General features: G+C 65.7%; 16 protein-coding genes. 10 read left to right on the top strand and 6 right to left on the bottom strand.

Features of this window, described 5'->3' with window-relative positions:
- Genes ACOGI5_RS10040 through ACOGI5_RS10025 form a run of 4 tightly spaced genes read left to right on the top strand, consistent with a single transcriptional unit; the run spans position 1 to position 3509 of the window.
- Complete coding sequence (locus tag ACOGI5_RS10040; RefSeq protein WP_419864280.1) at positions 1 to 855, top strand: ABC transporter permease; 855 nt, start codon at positions 1 to 3, stop codon at positions 853 to 855.
- Positions 852 to 1739, top strand: a complete 888-nt coding sequence (locus ACOGI5_RS10035) for an ABC transporter permease (protein ID WP_419864279.1) — start codon at positions 852 to 854, stop codon at positions 1737 to 1739. Before ACOGI5_RS10040 ends, ACOGI5_RS10035 begins: the two co-directional genes overlap by 4 nt.
- Positions 1740 to 1788: 49 nt before the next feature.
- Positions 1789 to 2556: an ABC transporter ATP-binding protein gene (locus ACOGI5_RS10030; protein WP_419864278.1), complete on the top strand. Its 768-nt coding sequence runs from the start codon at positions 1789 to 1791 to the stop codon at positions 2554 to 2556.
- 38 nt (positions 2557 to 2594) lie between these two features.
- A complete protein-coding gene (locus ACOGI5_RS10025) occupies positions 2595 to 3509 on the top strand; it encodes a hypothetical protein (RefSeq protein ID WP_419864277.1) in 915 nt (304 codons plus the stop codon).
- A gap of 2600 nt (positions 3510 to 6109) precedes the next feature.
- On the opposite strand, the gene ACOGI5_RS10020 is transcribed toward ACOGI5_RS10025, so the two are convergent.
- Both ACOGI5_RS10020 and ACOGI5_RS10015 read right to left on the bottom strand, forming a co-directional pair.
- Positions 6110 to 6640, bottom strand: coding sequence for a hypothetical protein (locus ACOGI5_RS10020; RefSeq protein WP_419864276.1), 531 nt, complete (start codon positions 6638 to 6640; stop codon positions 6110 to 6112).
- 173 nt (positions 6641 to 6813) lie between these two features.
- Complete coding sequence (locus tag ACOGI5_RS10015) at positions 6814 to 7410, bottom strand: hypothetical protein (RefSeq protein WP_419864275.1); 597 nt, start codon at positions 7408 to 7410, stop codon at positions 6814 to 6816.
- A gap of 50 nt (positions 7411 to 7460) precedes the next feature.
- On the opposite strand from ACOGI5_RS10015, the gene ACOGI5_RS10010 reads away from it, so the two are divergent.
- From ACOGI5_RS10010 to ACOGI5_RS09990, 5 genes are all read left to right on the top strand, one after another.
- Positions 7461 to 7616 carry a hypothetical protein gene (locus ACOGI5_RS10010; RefSeq protein WP_419864274.1) on the top strand — a complete coding sequence of 52 codons (156 nt, stop codon included), beginning with the start codon at positions 7461 to 7463 and terminating at the stop codon, positions 7614 to 7616.
- A 193-nt stretch (positions 7617 to 7809) separates the two neighbouring features.
- Complete coding sequence (locus tag ACOGI5_RS10005) at positions 7810 to 8022, top strand: antitoxin Xre/MbcA/ParS toxin-binding domain-containing protein (protein ID WP_419864273.1); 213 nt, start codon at positions 7810 to 7812, stop codon at positions 8020 to 8022.
- A gap of 1 nt (position 8023) precedes the next feature.
- On the top strand, positions 8024 to 8551 hold the full coding sequence (locus tag ACOGI5_RS10000; RefSeq protein ID WP_419864272.1) for an RES family NAD+ phosphorylase: 528 nt from the start codon (positions 8024 to 8026) through the stop codon (positions 8549 to 8551).
- Positions 8552 to 8701: 150 nt separating this feature from the next.
- Positions 8702 to 9349: a TetR/AcrR family transcriptional regulator gene (locus ACOGI5_RS09995; protein WP_419864271.1), complete on the top strand. Its 648-nt coding sequence runs from the start codon at positions 8702 to 8704 to the stop codon at positions 9347 to 9349.
- A 542-nt stretch (positions 9350 to 9891) separates the two neighbouring features.
- Positions 9892 to 10230, top strand: coding sequence for a hypothetical protein (locus tag ACOGI5_RS09990; RefSeq protein WP_419864270.1), 339 nt, complete (start codon positions 9892 to 9894; stop codon positions 10228 to 10230).
- Between the two features lie 28 nt (positions 10231 to 10258).
- On the opposite strand, the gene pdxT is transcribed toward ACOGI5_RS09990, so the two are convergent.
- From pdxT to ACOGI5_RS09975, 3 genes are all read right to left on the bottom strand, one after another.
- A complete protein-coding gene (pdxT, locus tag ACOGI5_RS09985) occupies positions 10259 to 10918 on the bottom strand; it encodes a pyridoxal 5'-phosphate synthase glutaminase subunit PdxT (protein WP_419864269.1) in 660 nt (219 codons plus the stop codon).
- A gap of 84 nt (positions 10919 to 11002) precedes the next feature.
- Entirely contained in the window at positions 11003 to 11902 is a 900-nt protein-coding gene (pdxS, locus tag ACOGI5_RS09980; protein ID WP_419864268.1) for a pyridoxal 5'-phosphate synthase lyase subunit PdxS, read from the bottom strand.
- A gap of 54 nt (positions 11903 to 11956) precedes the next feature.
- Positions 11957 to 12763, bottom strand: a complete 807-nt coding sequence (locus ACOGI5_RS09975; RefSeq protein ID WP_419864267.1) for a hypothetical protein — start codon at positions 12761 to 12763, stop codon at positions 11957 to 11959.
- A 104-nt stretch (positions 12764 to 12867) separates the two neighbouring features.
- Between ACOGI5_RS09975 and ACOGI5_RS09970 the strand changes: the two genes are divergently transcribed.
- Positions 12868 to 13107, top strand: coding sequence for a hypothetical protein (locus tag ACOGI5_RS09970; RefSeq protein WP_419864266.1), 240 nt, complete (start codon positions 12868 to 12870; stop codon positions 13105 to 13107).
- On the opposite strand, the gene ACOGI5_RS09965 is transcribed toward ACOGI5_RS09970, so the two are convergent.
- On the bottom strand, positions 13097 to 14167 hold the full coding sequence (locus tag ACOGI5_RS09965; protein WP_419864265.1) for a glycosyltransferase family 4 protein: 1071 nt from the start codon (positions 14165 to 14167) through the stop codon (positions 13097 to 13099). The two genes, ACOGI5_RS09970 and ACOGI5_RS09965, sit on opposite strands and share 11 nt — an antisense overlap.
- Positions 14168 to 14179: the final 12 nt, after the last annotated feature.

Here is a 14179-nt window from a genome sequence, read left to right as displayed (position 1 = left end):
GTGGCATTCGACACCTCGGTCACGCCTGATGCCGTCACCGATCTCTCCGCTCGCGAGATGCGCCGCTCGGTCATGGGCCGATGGGGCCTGCGCCTCGGCGTGATCATCGGATGGCTGGCGTTCCTCGGCGTGTGGTACCTGTTCTCGCAGTTCGTGCTGGGCACCCAGCAGCTGCCGCCGCCGCACACCGTGGGGCAGGAGGCGTGGCAGGTGGTCACCGGCGCCGGCTTCGGCTCGACGCTGTGGGCGAGCCTGTTCCGGGTGATCGCCGGCTGCCTGCTGGCGCTGGTGGCCAGCATCGTGCTGGGCACGGTGATCGCCTACAGCGCCTGGTGGCGCGGCCTGCTGGGCAGCCTCACACGGTTCTTCGTCAGCATCCCCACGGTGGCGCTGGCGATCCTGGCGCTGATTCTGTTCGGGGTCTCGGGCCTGGGGCCGATGCTCACCGCAGCGCTGGTGGCCACGCCCTATGTGATGTCCAGCGTCGCCCAGGGCCTCACCGGGGTGGACCGCCGTCTCATCGTGATGAGCGAGTCGTTCGCCCGCACACGGGCGCAGATCATCACCGGGGTGCTGCTGCCGTCGTCGGTGCTGGCCGTGATCGGCGGCGCACGGCAGGCATTCGCCCTGGCCTGGCGCATCACCCTGCTCACCGAGGTTTTCGCATCCTCTGACGGCGTCGGCTTCCAGATCAGGCGCAGCTTCGAGAGCTACGACGTGCGCGGGATGCTGGCGTGGACGGCGCTGTTCATCGGCCTGATGTTCATCTTCGAGAACTTCGTGTTCCGCCAGCTCGAACGCCGGGCGTTCGGCGGGGCGCACGTCTCGCTCGCGACAGCGGAGCCGGCCCAATGAGCTACGCAACCGATTTCCCGGTCATGCCCGGCGGCGGCCAGTCGCCGGGCGTCCCGCCGAGGCCGTCCGACCGTGCCACTCACTGGACACGGCGGACCTGGTTCATCAACGCGCTGGCGGTGGCGATTCTGCTCGGCATCTGGCAGTACCTCACCACGATCAACGACCGGGTGCCCGGCGTCGACGAGGTGGTCCAGTTCCTCGGGGTGGAGATGGGCGGCGGCTCGCACGGCGGCATGATCCGGGGAGAGTTCTGGGCGCCGCTGGTCATCAGCCTGCAGCGCTACGGCATCGGCCTGGCCGTCGGCATCCCGCTGGGCGCCCTGCTGGGCCTGCTGATCGGCGGCTCGCGGCGGTTCCGATCGGTGCTGAACGACACCGTGCTGGTGCTGCTGGTGCTGCCGTCGGTGGTGTGGGCGTTCGCCGCCTCGCTGTGGTTCGGGTTCGGCTCGACGGCGCCGATCGTTGCGGTGGTGCTGACGGCGGTGCCGTTCATGGCGTTCAACCTGAGCTCGGGCATCCGGGCGCTCGACCCGGGCCTCAGCCTGATGTCCGACGCGTTCCGGGTGCCGCGGATGCGCCGTGCCACGCATCTGCTCGTGGGCGGGGCGCTGTCGAGCGCGGTGACCGGCGTGCGGCTCGCGTTCATGACGAGCTGGAACAGCCTGCTCATCGTCGAGTGGTTCGGCGCCACCTCGGGTGTGGGGTGGCGCGCCAGGTTCTGGTACGACGCGCTGCGCTTCCCGGGCTTCGTGGCCTGGATTCTGCTGTTCGTCGTGTTCATCACGCTGCTCGACTGGCTGGTCCTGCGGCGGCTCGAGCGCATATCGGCTCGCTGGCAGCAGCAGCCGACGCTGACCTTCGCCGAGGGCGAGGGCACATGAGGGCTCGCACCTGCGCGCTCGCTGACGCCTCTGACGGAGGAAGGACGAGATGGCCACCATCCTGATCGAGAATCTCACCAAGGTGTACCCCCCGACGCCGACGTACCCCCAGCAGGTGCAGGCGCTGGGCGGCGTGTCCATGTCGGTGACCGGCAACGTGTTCGTGGCGGTGCTGGGCCCGTCGGGCAGCGGCAAGACGACGCTGCTCAACATCGTGGCCGGCGTCGAGGAGCCGACTGCGGGCGCGGTGCGGGTCGTGCAGGACGGCGTGCCGGCACAGGTCGGCTACGTGTTCCAAGAGCCGCGCCTGCTGCCGTGGCGCAGCGTGCTCGACAACATGCTGTACGTCCAGAACCGCAAGTCGGACCGGTCCAAGCGCGAGGCCGAGTTCTACCTATCCATGGTGGGCCTCAGCGAGGTCGCGCACCTGTACCCGGCGCAGCTCTCCGCGGGCATGCAGCAGCGTGTGGGCATTGCGCGGGCGTTCCTGGTGAACCCCGACGTGCTGCTGATGGACGAGCCGTTCAGCCACATGGACGCGCTGACCGGACGGTCGCTGCGCGACTACCTGCAGCGCATCTGGCTGCACACCCGCAAGACGGCGCTGTTCGTGACCCACGACGTGGGCGAGGCAGTGGAGCTGGCCGACCGCATCCTGATGCTGCGCCCCGGCGGCGTGGTGTTCGACGACATCCCGGTGAACTTGCAGCGACCTCGGCGGCCCGACGATCCGGCGGTGCGTGCCGTCGAGTCGGAGGTGCTGCGCCGCTTCGACTCGATGGAGGCAGCGGTGCGCTTCGGAGATCAGCGGAACTGAAACGGCATGGGTGGCGGCTCGTTCCGGCGGTGATGCTGATGTCGGCGGTGGCCGCCTGCTCGCTGGTTGGCGGCGATGACGCGACGCTGGCCGATGCAGACGCCGGGGTGCAGCCATCGAGTCTGGCTGGTGACAGTGGCCGGCCGGTGGTGGAGGTACTGCCGCCCCAGGCGGACCATCGCCCACCGCTCGACCCGGACGCCGACCCGCAGACGCCGCTCGGTCAGCTGCGTGCGCGGTATTTCCCGGTGTGGACGCAGGAGTTCGACGGCGCCTTCCCGCCGGAGACCTGCGGCACTGCCTGGGAGCTCGACGGCATCGCTGAGCCCACAGGCGGCATTGACATCTCGCTCTACGGGGAGGTGCCGGTCATGGCGGCGCTGGGCGTGATGCGTTACGAGCACCTGGTGTCGCGGGCGCTGGCCGACCCCACGCCCCTCGCGCAGCTCTGCGTAGCGGTGGGCTCAGTGGGCCCGGCACGCACCGCCGCCTTGGAGTTACTGCAGACAGCGCTCGAATCAGATCAGCCCGCCAGCCTGGGCGCGTCCTACCCGAGCGAGGTGACACTCGTCGCAGTAGGTCCGTCGGCAGCGCTCGCGGTGGCGTGCGTCGGCCCCCAGGCAGCTGCCGCCTCGACAGACTCAGAGACGGGTGAGGCCCACTCCCCCGTCGAGCCCACGTATCTGGGGGCCTACCTGCTGCGTGTCTCGCGCGGCCACGAGGATCGCGTCGCTGACACGTCATATCGGGTGTTCGACGTCGAGCACCGGGAATCCCCCGGCTGTGCTGGCTGGGAGCCATGGCTGGCTCAGTGGCAGGACACCGTCGACACCTGGCTCAATGAAGGCCAGATCTGGCAGCACGACGGCCAGCAGATCACCGCCGAGACCATCTGCAACGCACCGCCCGCCGCAGGCGAGCCCGACTGCCCAAAGCAATGGCCCCGCCAATGACGCCCCCCAGGCGCCCCTGGCGCCGGGGCCTTCGAAAAACCCTCACGTGCGCGCTCGTGGTCATTGCACTGCAACTGTCCCTACTAGCGGTCCCCGAACTGCCAGCCCCTGTCTCCGAACTCGGCACCCCCGCCGCCGCCGCCCAGGTGGCGCCCCTGCGGCTAGTCCAGGGTGTCCCCAGTACCTGTGTTGATACGCCCGACTTCTGGTCGCCGAGAACGGGAGATCCGGACTACAACACTGCGAGCGAATGTGAACTCGAGCTGCCAGCGTGCCCGGAGGATCCATTGCAGCCAGGCTCGCAACAATTCATGAGACTGTCGTCCCCGCTGCCTGACACCATCACTCGCTTCCCAGCCCGCAATGTCGCCTACCCCGACATTGGTCTTCCGAGATACTCCCACTTTTGTGAGCTCAGAGTTCCGGATACAGATCCTCTCTACACCAACTGCACGTCGGAAGACGGTTTTGTCCGCGAAACATACGAAGATCCACCGCTATCAGGTCTGTACCATTGTCGTCTCTTGCACCCGATTGCGTGCCCGGCGGGACTGCAATTGGTCGCAACCCAAACATGCAGAGGCATTCAACGTCGGACGTGGGAATGCGCACAGCAAGACGATGTGCCGCTCAACGAATTCAACACTTGCGCCCGGCGCACAACTGGCACCGGCAGTCGCGACGCATGCAACCCTGCGCCCGCTTCCTTGACCGTCGAGCTATGCGAACTCTATGTAGACGACGACTTCGTCGATAACGCCTCAAGCGTGACTTGCGCATCCACCTACGCGACCGGTACGCCCGTGAACGACAACAGAGGTAATCGAGCCATTGCTACGGCGCCGACCGTGGCATTGAGCAGTGTGCCCATTGCAACGCTGGGCATGCCGGCCAACGACTACTGGTGCCGCTATAGCACGAATTGGCTCAGGCAGGAGTGCCACGGGGCCAGCAGTAGTAGTCCGAGCGATTGCACACAATATGTCGAAGCTCTCTGCTTGAAGCGCGCTAGCGGTGGAGGTGGTTGCAACTCCATAGCCTATACGGTTCGTTGTCGCGCCTACGAGGCGGCATACCTCGAACATCGAGTCACCTGGATGCACTGGCGGCCAGCTCACATCGATGTCGTGCCTGCAGATTATGTGCGTTCCGAGGGGTGCGAGCCATGCACCGCATTGCCTTTTGAGACAATCCCGCGCGAGTGCCCTCCTGAGTCCAAGTGGGATGCCATTCCCGGATCGCCCCAAGGCAGTGTGGTTCAGCGCGATGGGCAATGGTTCCGTGAGACTCTCCCTGAGAGCAACGACAGGGCAAATGCTCATCGAAACAAAACCGATGCCGGTGAATGTGCTGATCCCCCAAGCGGCAGGATCACTTGGTCGCCAACCCATGTTTCCGATCGAGCGGTTGTCAATAGCGCTGTCATAGTCACAATCAATGACCTTGGCCTACAAGAGATATATGGCCCCAATCCAACCGACACAATCAGCAGGCCTTCACAGTATCCCGACTACAAGAGGTCATTCTCTGCCACTGAATCACCGATTACGTGGAAGACATCCCTTAGCTACACTAGGTTTGACAATGCGGTAGATGCTCAATGGTACATACAGACTTGGAAGCGCCCAGATGCATCGACCTCATACGCCGACCTCGACAGCGCGGTCGGCAACTCTGGGTGCGTGGCCCGAAACGGCCCCACATTCCGCGTAATCGCGCGAGAGTTATGGCCTGATCACGGACCTGTCTTTGAGGACAACAACCCAGACTGTGGTCCAACAGGAATCATTGTCACAGGCGAAGCTGCAACGATACTCGACCTCTTTGGGCCAGATTCTCTACGGTGGTGGTGCGCTTTAACTGAACAGCAGCGGCGACTGAGAACCGAAGCGCGCGGAATCCAATGGTGGCACGACACGAGAATGACATCCAGCGACCAAGACGCGCGCAATCAGGCCCTCACTGACGAGGAATACTGTGCGTTCGGCATACGCACAGCAAATGACCGGTTCAGCGATGTGATCTGGTGTCGCTGGGTGCCGACGCGTTCAGGCTATTTCGAGCTACACGCAGCAAGCGCATGGTCTATGAACACAATCGTCAACATGGAACCTGCAGGTGCCTACTTGACCGCTCTCTTGAACTACCTCAATGATCCTGACCCGGCCATTGCCGCAAGCCGGCAGACCGCTATGAACAACCGACTTCGCTCTGCACACTTGTTGTCTGGCACGCCACCCAACACCGATTGGAGTCTTGTCGGACTTTATTGGGATCGGGGAATAAATGTTGTGTCCGCGCTACCCGTCCCGGGAGGCAACCCAAACGATCCGAATTGGGTTTACCACGAAGACGTCATGCCAACGTCAATGTGCCCCACCGTCGATCTGCGCGTCCGGTGCGTCGTCGATCACGTCGAGGATTACTCAACGACACCGCCCGTCGGGGTCATCGTGCACGAGGCGCGGGTCGTCACTCGGGCGCCGTCCTGACTGGTCCTGCGGCGGCTCAAGCGAGTTTCGGCTCGCTGGCAGCAGCTGCCGACGCTGACCTTCGCCGAGGGTGAGACGGTGGAGCTGGCCGACCGCTTCCGCGAGGCTTCAGTCTTCGACGAACAGCCCGACCGCGGTGGCGACGTCTCTCACGAACGCGAGCCCTGCGCCTTGGCTGAGATCGGCATAGATGACGCTCGACTCGAACAGTCCCTTCCCGACGCCCCCATGGTCGTACACCACCGCGACGTGGCCCGTTTGCTCCGAGACGGTCAGCAGGACACGCAGCGCGGCCTCTGCGTGATCGGCGGCGATCTCTGCCTGCCGGGAATTCCAGATGAACCCGGCGGTGGCATGGCCTCCTAGGTTCAGCCGGGAGCGTCTGAGGGCCCAAGCACGGGTACATGAGTAGTGCTCGGAGGGGGCGGCGACGATCTGTTCCCGAGTCATTCCGTAGTGCTCGAGCTGGTCGTCTCTCAGGTCGACAACGCGTACCGGCGTCCGGCACGCGACCGCTCGCAGCGACAACCCTTCCAGATCGGACCGCTGCACGCTGTTCTGTGCACCCCACGTGTCACCCACGGCACTCTCGAGCAGCGCGCCAAGGTGATTCTGTGCCAGGTACACATGCGGGATCACCTGTCCGTCACCGCGCGTCAGCGGACTGAACCGGCTGTCCCCCCGGCCCGAACTGTTGAGAGTGTCCCGATGGCGCGAGACGTTGTACCAGACCCTCCCAGCGGTGATGACGGCCGACCTCGGGTATCGGGGGCGCGACTGATCCACCGGGCACGTCCGAGGATCTGGGCAGGTCATGAAGTGGCTTGCACCATCCGGCGATGAGCAGCGGCGTACACACGCTCTGGGTCAGCATCGATCACGTCCGCTGCGACCTGCCCGGACAAACCGGCATTCGGTCGCGCAATCCATCCCCAGATCGCCCAGTCGCTCAATCTGGCTTCTTTGAGCACCGAGATGACGGGCTGCCAGGCCGGGCGCACGTCGAGCGCATCGTCGAGCAGCACCGCCGGGACGCGGACTTCGCCTGAGACGGTGACGGCAATCAGCTCGTCACGCTTGCATGCGCGCTGGATCTGCTTGTGGACAGTGTTCAGCGAGCAGTCGCGTGCCGCTGCGAGATCCTTGGTGGACAGCGAGCCCATGTCGAGCAGCTCTTGCCTGGCGAGACGCACCCGCTGGGCGTTGAGAATGAGCGTCTCCGTGCTTGGGCAGCGGTAGTGGCGATCGTCGACGAGCACGTCGTCGATGCCGCCCTTGCCCGTCGCATCGGCATCGCGGCGAACAGGTACCAACCCCCAGCCCTGAAGCCACGGTGTCAAGTCGACGAGCCGCTCAGCCACCTGCCGACCGGCTTGGGCCAGATCGTCTCTCTGCGATGGCGTTGCCACGTCAGAATATCCTGTCCGCTCTGTACATAAGACTACTCTAATGGACAGACATGACATGCCTGCAGCACATCCGGCTGCACACCCGCAAATGCGGCGCTGTTCGTCCGATGGGTGCAGCGGCCTCGCTGGCCCGACGGCGCGGCAACCGCAGCGCCGATTCAGTCGCCCTCGTAGAGACGCTCGAGGTCGACGAGTCCGACATCTAGACGACATCACATCGACATATACTGTGACATACGAACGTCATATTGTTGCCGGCTGGATCGGAGACGAACGATGTCTGCAATCGCTCCTCTGCTTGATGAACTCTGCGACAGCGAGGTCGTGGACACCGTTGACCTCGCATTCGTGAGCGATTCCAATCCGCGAAGCGTGACAAGGTGGCGAACAGATGGGACTGTGCCACAGCGCGAAGCCGAGAACAGGATTCTGGAGTTGCGCAGCGTGGTCGATCTCGCCTGCAGAGTCATCCAACGCGACGCCGTGAGGCTGTGGCTGCGCTCGCCCAACAGTGACCTCGGCTACGAGAAGCCCCTGGACCTGATCGCGCAGGGCGAGTACAAGCAGGTGATCGGACTGCTGTTGGCGCTCGCCGAAGGCGTCACCACCTGAGATGACTGGTGCAGTCCATGGCTTGGTGGAGCGCGCTCCGAGACGACTCGCGGATGTCAACGGCTTCCGCAATCAAGCACCCGGATTCGACCCGAGCAGCGGTCAGGGTGCTCTGCTTAACGGCGGGCGCTACAACGCACCGGGGAGCTTCCCAACGGTGTACTTGTGCTCAACTCGAGAATGCACCGTGGCAGAACTGACCCGTCAGGCAACTCAGCAGGGTCTGCGCATCGCAGACCTGCTGCCCCGCGAGCTGTGGGAAGTCTCGACGGTTGAACCCATCGCTGTGCTCGACCTGACTGACCCAGAAACGCTGCAACATCTGTCGCTCGCCCATAGCGACCTCATCCGCAACGATTTCCGGCCCACTCAACAGATCGGGCAAGCCGCTCATGACGCTGGCTATCGCGCCATCCGCAGTCCTTCGGCAACGGGCATCGACGTCGTCCACGCAGTCTTTTGCCACGAGCTCGAAATGCCACTGCAGTCCAGTCTCATCGAGACCTGGACTGCACCACACCAGCTCTGATCTCGGACCTAGGCGCACTCTCGCTCAGTGCTACGTCGATGTCCTCGCGACCCGACAAGTATTGCGGGCCAAGATTGCTGCGGGACCAAATGGCGCGCCGCTGGGGGTGACCTAACTACGCAGGAGGCTGCGCGCTACCGTTGCTAGCGCATGCCTGATGGGACTGCGCCTGAGGCCAGCGAAGCGCCTGAGGTCGGCAAGAGGGCCCGCCGCACCGCCGACCTGCGCAGGCGACTGCTCGACGCGGCCGTGGCCGAGTTCAGCGATCGCGGCTTTGAGGCCGCCAAAGTCTCCGAGATCGCTCGGCGCAGCGGGCTGTCGACCGGTGCCATCTACTCCCGCTGGCGGGACAAGCGCGAGTGCTTCCTGGGCGCCGTCCAACATGCCGTGTCGCAGCGCCTGGCGGGCGACAGTGCGGGCGAATCGCCGCTCGGCCAGATTGCGGCCTCGCTCGGGGCCGACCAGCTGAGGTCCGATGACGACGACGCCCGAGCCCTGTTCCTGGAGGCGTGCGTCATCGCGAGGCGCGACTCGGCGATGAGAGCGAACATCGCGGAGGCCTTCGACACTGAGGCTGATGCGCTCTCGAGGCTGGTCACCGAAGGCAAGGCGGCCGGGATTCTCGATGAGTCCCTGAGCACCGAGCTCGTGGTGCTGTGCTGCCAGGCGCTCAGCATCGGCATGCAGCTTGCGCTCTCGATGTCGGAGGACCGCATCTCCAGCGAGGACGCCGACCAGTGGGACGAGCTGATCCGGCGCGTCGTGAACAGTTGGGCGCCGCCCGGGACCACTCAGTAGCTCGGCAGCTGGCCGTCGCAGAATTCGGGGCTCATCTGGGGCGTCGGACCGCGCGCGGCATCCGACGGGTACCGTTCCTCACACCCTGACGTTGCATGTGATGAAAAAGGCATATTGAAGACGAGTGAAGACTATTCTTCATATGTGATATCTCGCGCGCAAGACACTGAACACGTTGCCGGTGACAACCGGGCCCTGGTCGAGGAGATCGGACAGCGACTGTGCAATGCAACAGTCGGCGGCAACGGATTCGACGCCTGTGCTGTTGCAGCCATCGTCGACGAGGCCAAACAACGAGGTCTGATCGATGAGGCGCTCACGACGAAGTCCATCGTCTCGTTCTGCCAAGCCTTCGGACTCGGCGCGCACACCTTGGAGTCAGTGCGACCGAAGGGGGGGGGGGGGGGGGGTAGCAACGTGGAACGCCGTGATGGAGAACATTCTCCAAGCCCTCGGCCCTGGTGGCTCGCTGGACTCGGAGTCGACCGCCTGAGAAGCGACCGTCTGACAGGCTGGCTCGCGCAGACCGTCAGACTTGGACCATGCCGCTGAGCCTGCTGCTGTGGCTGTTCGCCTTGTGGGCAAACGGCGTCTCGCTTGAACCATCGCAGCCCACGACGACAGCCCCGAACAGCGCCGTCGACGTTGCCATCGAACTGCTGGCGACCGAACTGAAGGCCCACAGGCTCGACGTGATCCTGCACAGCGCCGAGAAAGTTGCTTGGAGCGACGCTTCCCTGGGCTGCCAACAGCCCGGCTACGCGTACGCGCAAGTGCAGACTCCTGGCTGGCGGCTCTCGTTCACCGTCCACGGCGCTGAGCACGCTGTCCACACCGACGACGCCGGCCGTTCCGCAGTCCGCCCCACCGGATGCCTCTGACCCCAGCTACAAGCGCGCCACCTTGGGATCAATCGGTATGACGGGAACCGACCATGTCGAGGAACATGCGATGGATGCGGTCGTCCGCCGTCAGCTCGGGATGGAAGCTCGACACCAGGATCGGTCCCGACCGGCACAACACCGGAACCGATGACCGTGCGCCGTCGGTCGAGGAGTTGGAGGTGGGCCTGATCTCCGCGAGCACCTCGACGCCATCCCCGGCGCGCTCCACCCACGGTGCTCGTATGAACACCGCCCTGAAGGGCTCATCGAGGCCGTCGGTCGCGAGTTCCGCCTCAAAGCTGGCGACCTGTCGGCCGAACGCATTGCGGCGCACCGAGATGTCGATAGCGCCGAAGCAGCGCTGATCCGGGCGTCCGTCCAACACCTCGGTGGCGAGCAGGATCATGCCAGCGCAGGTGCCGAATGCCGGCATGCCACCGGCCAGGCGGTTTGACAGCGCATCGAAAAGCCCGCTCGTGCCGAGCAGGTGCGACATGGTGGTCGACTCCCCGCCGGGAAGCGCCACAGCATCTACACCGTCGAGATCTGCGGGCACGCGGACTTCGAGTGCTCTGGCCCCGACGCGCCGGAAGGCGGCAACGTGCTCGGCGGCAGCTCCCTGCAGCGCGACAACGCCGATCAGCGGCAGGCTGTCGCTTGCTGTGGCGCTCTTGCGCGCCGCCATTATCTCCTGCCCTTGTTCCCGGTTTCCCATGCGATTGGGCTCACGGGCCGCTCGGGCCACGGCTTCGCCATGCGGCTCAGTCTCTTACCAGCCGCGTTCGGCGAGCTTGGTTTCGAGGCCTTCCATCTCGAGACCCGGCATGGCGCTTCCGAGGCCCCGGCTGACCTTGGCCACCACCGACGGATCGCGGTAGTGCGTGGTGGCCTCGACGATCGCCTCGGCCCTCGGCCCCGGGTCTTCGCTCTTGAAGATGCCCGAGCCGACGAACACTGCCTCGGCGCCCAGCTGCATCACCAGCGACGCGTCGGCCGGTGTCGCGATGCCGCCGGCGCAGAACAACGGCACCGGCAGGCGCCCGGTCTCGGCAATCTCCTGCACCAGCCCGAGCGGCGATTGCAGCTGCTTGGCCCAGTCGAACAGCTCGGCGGCATCGGCTTGGGTGATCTTGCGGATATCGCCGGTGATTGCCCGCAGGTGACGCACCGCCTCGACGATGTTGCCGGTGCCGGCCTCGCCCTTGGAGCGAATCATGCAAGCACCCTCGGAGATGCGCCTCAGCGCCTCGCCCAGGTTGGTGGCGCCGCACACGAACGGCACCGTGAACGCCCACTTGTCGATGTGATGTGCCTCGTCTGCGGGGGTCAGCACCTCGGACTCGTCGATGTAGTCGACATCGAGGGATTCGAGTACCTGGGCCTCGCCGAAGTGGCCGATCCGGGCCTTGGCCATGACCGGAATCGTCACGGCCGCCTGGATGCCCTCGATCATCGCCGGGTCGCTCATGCGGGCCACACCGCCGTCGCGGCGAATGTCGGCCGGCACGCGTTCGAGCGCCATGACGGCGACCGCCCCGGCATCCTCCGCGATCTTGGCCTGCTCGGGCGTGACGACATCCATGATGACGCCGCCCCGGAGCATGTCGGCAAGCCCGCGCTTGACCCGCACCGTTCCGACCAGATGAGACGCTCCGTCACCTGAGTTCATGCGCTCAGTGTAGGGAACGGTCCCAGTGCTGCCCCGGGGATTTGCCCGCCGTGCTCAGAATTCGCGCAGCACCGCGACCCGTGTCTCAAGGTCGGCCCGGTAGTCGGGCAGGCCGGCGGGGTCAACGGCCGCGTCAGCCCTCGGATCAGCCAGCCACAGCGGCCAGGTCACCCGCGGTGCATCGGTTCGCACGCCGGTCGCCGACATCGTCTCGAGCGCATCGGCAAGACCGGGCGGGTAGCGGGTCAGCCGCACGGCTTCGGCGTCATCGTCGAAGTCGCTGCCGGTACTGGCCTCGCGCTCGGTGCGAGCCTGCACCAGCGGCCACACCGCAGGCCATAGCAGCGCCGGCAGCCCGACCGTCGTTACGGCTGTGGTCAGGTACGCGGCCCGCCCGTCACGAATCTGCGTCAGCAGGCGCGCGACGACGGCTTCCAGCTCGATGCGATTCAGCGCCTCGAGCAGGCCTTGGGTGACGACGAGAGTGGAGCGCTCTGGCCGTCGGCCGAATGCCATCGCGTTCGCGGCCGCTGCCGGGTGGACGACGAGCGTCGGCCGCTCCACGCCGACGAGCAGGCACATGCCTTCGACGATGTTCGCCAGCCGGGGCTCGTCAGCGGGATTGCACTGCGTCGAGCCTGCGGGATCCATCACAGACCTCAAGCGGCGCTCACCGATGCCCAGCCAGAACAGGGCGAGCCCGCATGCACCGACCAGCGCAATCGGCATCGCCCACCATCGCAGCGAGGTGAACAGCGCGCAGAGCAGACCCGCGACCGTTCCGGCGACGAGATGGACCGCCCACAGCTCGGCAACCAGCTTGTCAGCTCGGCTGCGGTAGATGGCGAACAGCGGATCCACCGCTGCATTCAACCGGGACCAATGCCCCGCAACACGTCTTCTCGCCAGAAGATGACTCAGATAACAATTTCGCCGCAGGACACGCGCCGCAGTACCGTGTTGCCATGGCAGATGACGACGTCCCCGAAGATGTTCCCGAATCACTGCCGTCAGCCGGAGAAGCACTCGACGCAACGTTCGAGGTCCAGAGGGCCGCACTGCAGCGGGTCGAGAAATCGCAGCGCGACATCGAGAAGTCGCAGCGCGACATCGAGAAGTCGCAGCGCGAAGTCGCCGAGACGCTGACAGGCCACACCGAGCTGCTGGTGGGCATTGCCGAGAAGGTCGACAAGCTCAGCGCGTGACGATCGCTCGCTCGTACATGTCGAGGTAGATCTCGGCCAACCGGCCCATGGAGAACTGCTCGGCGCGCTGGCGCCCGGCGGCGACGAGCTCGGCTGCATGATCGGGGCGCTGCAGCACGCGCAGGAGTGCTGTGGCCAGCGCCCCTGCATCACCCGGCGGCACCAGGTCTGCCTCGTCCCCGATGCGGGCCACGTTGCGGTAGCCGGGCAGGTCGCTCGCGACCACCGGCGTGCGTGCCGCCATCGCCTCCAGCAGCACCACGCCGAAGCTCTCGCCGTGCAGCGACGGAACGCACAGCACGTCGGCACCCTTGATGCGCGCCAGCTTCTCTGCCTCGCTGACCCGGCCCAGCCATTCGATGCGCGTGTCGCGCTGGTACCTGCGCTGCAGCTCCTCGGTCTGCGGGCCGCGCGACATCACCCACAGCCGGACGCCTTCAGGCAGCCGTGACATGGCCTCGAGCAGCACCGTGAGGCCCTTGCGCGGTTCGTGGCGGCCGATGTAGGCGATGGTGGGCGCTTCGTTGCGCTTGGGAACTGCGTTATCGAAGTGGTCGAGCTCGACGCCGTTGAAGACGAGTTCGTAGTCGCCGCCGACGCCATTGCGCGCCATCTCGGCGGCATCGGCCGAGACTGCGGCCCGGACGTCGATCCGTGACGCCAGCCACCGCGTTCCCGGCACGAGATACGCAAGACTGCCGCCCGCTGCGTGCCACGTCCCCACGATGGGCGCAGAGCGCAGGAACAGCGCCGTCTGCGTCGGCCCCGGACACAGCGGCTCGTGCAGGTGCAGAACGTCGAACTCCTCGTCGCGCAGTGCCCGCACGGTGCGCAGCGTGCAGGCGAAGTCGGGGGCGATCGGGGCGACTGAACCGTTCGCGAACGTGGGGATGCTCGCGCCGAGCGGGGTGACACCGGTCTGGGGCGGGGCGCCGTCGCAGGGCGCCAGCACCCTGGTCTCGTGACCGTTGGCGGCCAGCGCACGGGCCAAGCCCAGCACCTGCACTTGGACACCGCCGGCGCTGGTCAGGCTGTACGGCGAGATGATCCCGATTCGCACTCGGCCCCTCCC

This window comes from Candidatus Poriferisodalis sp. (assembly GCF_965208925.1).
Taxonomy (GTDB): domain Bacteria; phylum Actinomycetota; class Acidimicrobiia; order Acidimicrobiales; family Poriferisodalaceae; genus Poriferisodalis.
Note: the sequence above shows the minus strand (reverse complement) of the source record. Positions and strands in the feature narration are given on the sequence as shown.

What these genes read in the sequence shown, in the direction of transcription:
- ACOGI5_RS10035 (WP_419864279.1), top strand. Translation starts at nt 852, where the DNA reads ATGAGCTACGCAACCGATTTCCCGGTCATGCCCGGCGGCGGCCAGTCG.
- ACOGI5_RS10030 (WP_419864278.1), top strand. Translation starts at nt 1,789, where the DNA reads ATGGCCACCATCCTGATCGAGAATCTCACCAAGGTGTACCCCCCGACG.
- ACOGI5_RS10025 (WP_419864277.1), top strand. Translation starts at nt 2,595, where the DNA reads ATGTCGGCGGTGGCCGCCTGCTCGCTGGTTGGCGGCGATGACGCGACG.
- ACOGI5_RS10010 (WP_419864274.1), top strand. Translation starts at nt 7,461, where the DNA reads ATGACATGCCTGCAGCACATCCGGCTGCACACCCGCAAATGCGGCGCT.
- ACOGI5_RS10000 (WP_419864272.1), top strand. Translation starts at nt 8,024, where the DNA reads ATGACTGGTGCAGTCCATGGCTTGGTGGAGCGCGCTCCGAGACGACTC.
- ACOGI5_RS09995 (WP_419864271.1), top strand. Translation starts at nt 8,702, where the DNA reads ATGCCTGATGGGACTGCGCCTGAGGCCAGCGAAGCGCCTGAGGTCGGC.
- ACOGI5_RS09990 (WP_419864270.1), top strand. Translation starts at nt 9,892, where the DNA reads ATGCCGCTGAGCCTGCTGCTGTGGCTGTTCGCCTTGTGGGCAAACGGC.
- pdxT (WP_419864269.1), bottom strand. Translation starts at nt 10,918, where the DNA reads ATGGCGGCGCGCAAGAGCGCCACAGCAAGCGACAGCCTGCCGCTGATC.
- pdxS (WP_419864268.1), bottom strand. Translation starts at nt 11,902, where the DNA reads ATGAACTCAGGTGACGGAGCGTCTCATCTGGTCGGAACGGTGCGGGTC.
- ACOGI5_RS09970 (WP_419864266.1), top strand. Translation starts at nt 12,868, where the DNA reads ATGGCAGATGACGACGTCCCCGAAGATGTTCCCGAATCACTGCCGTCA.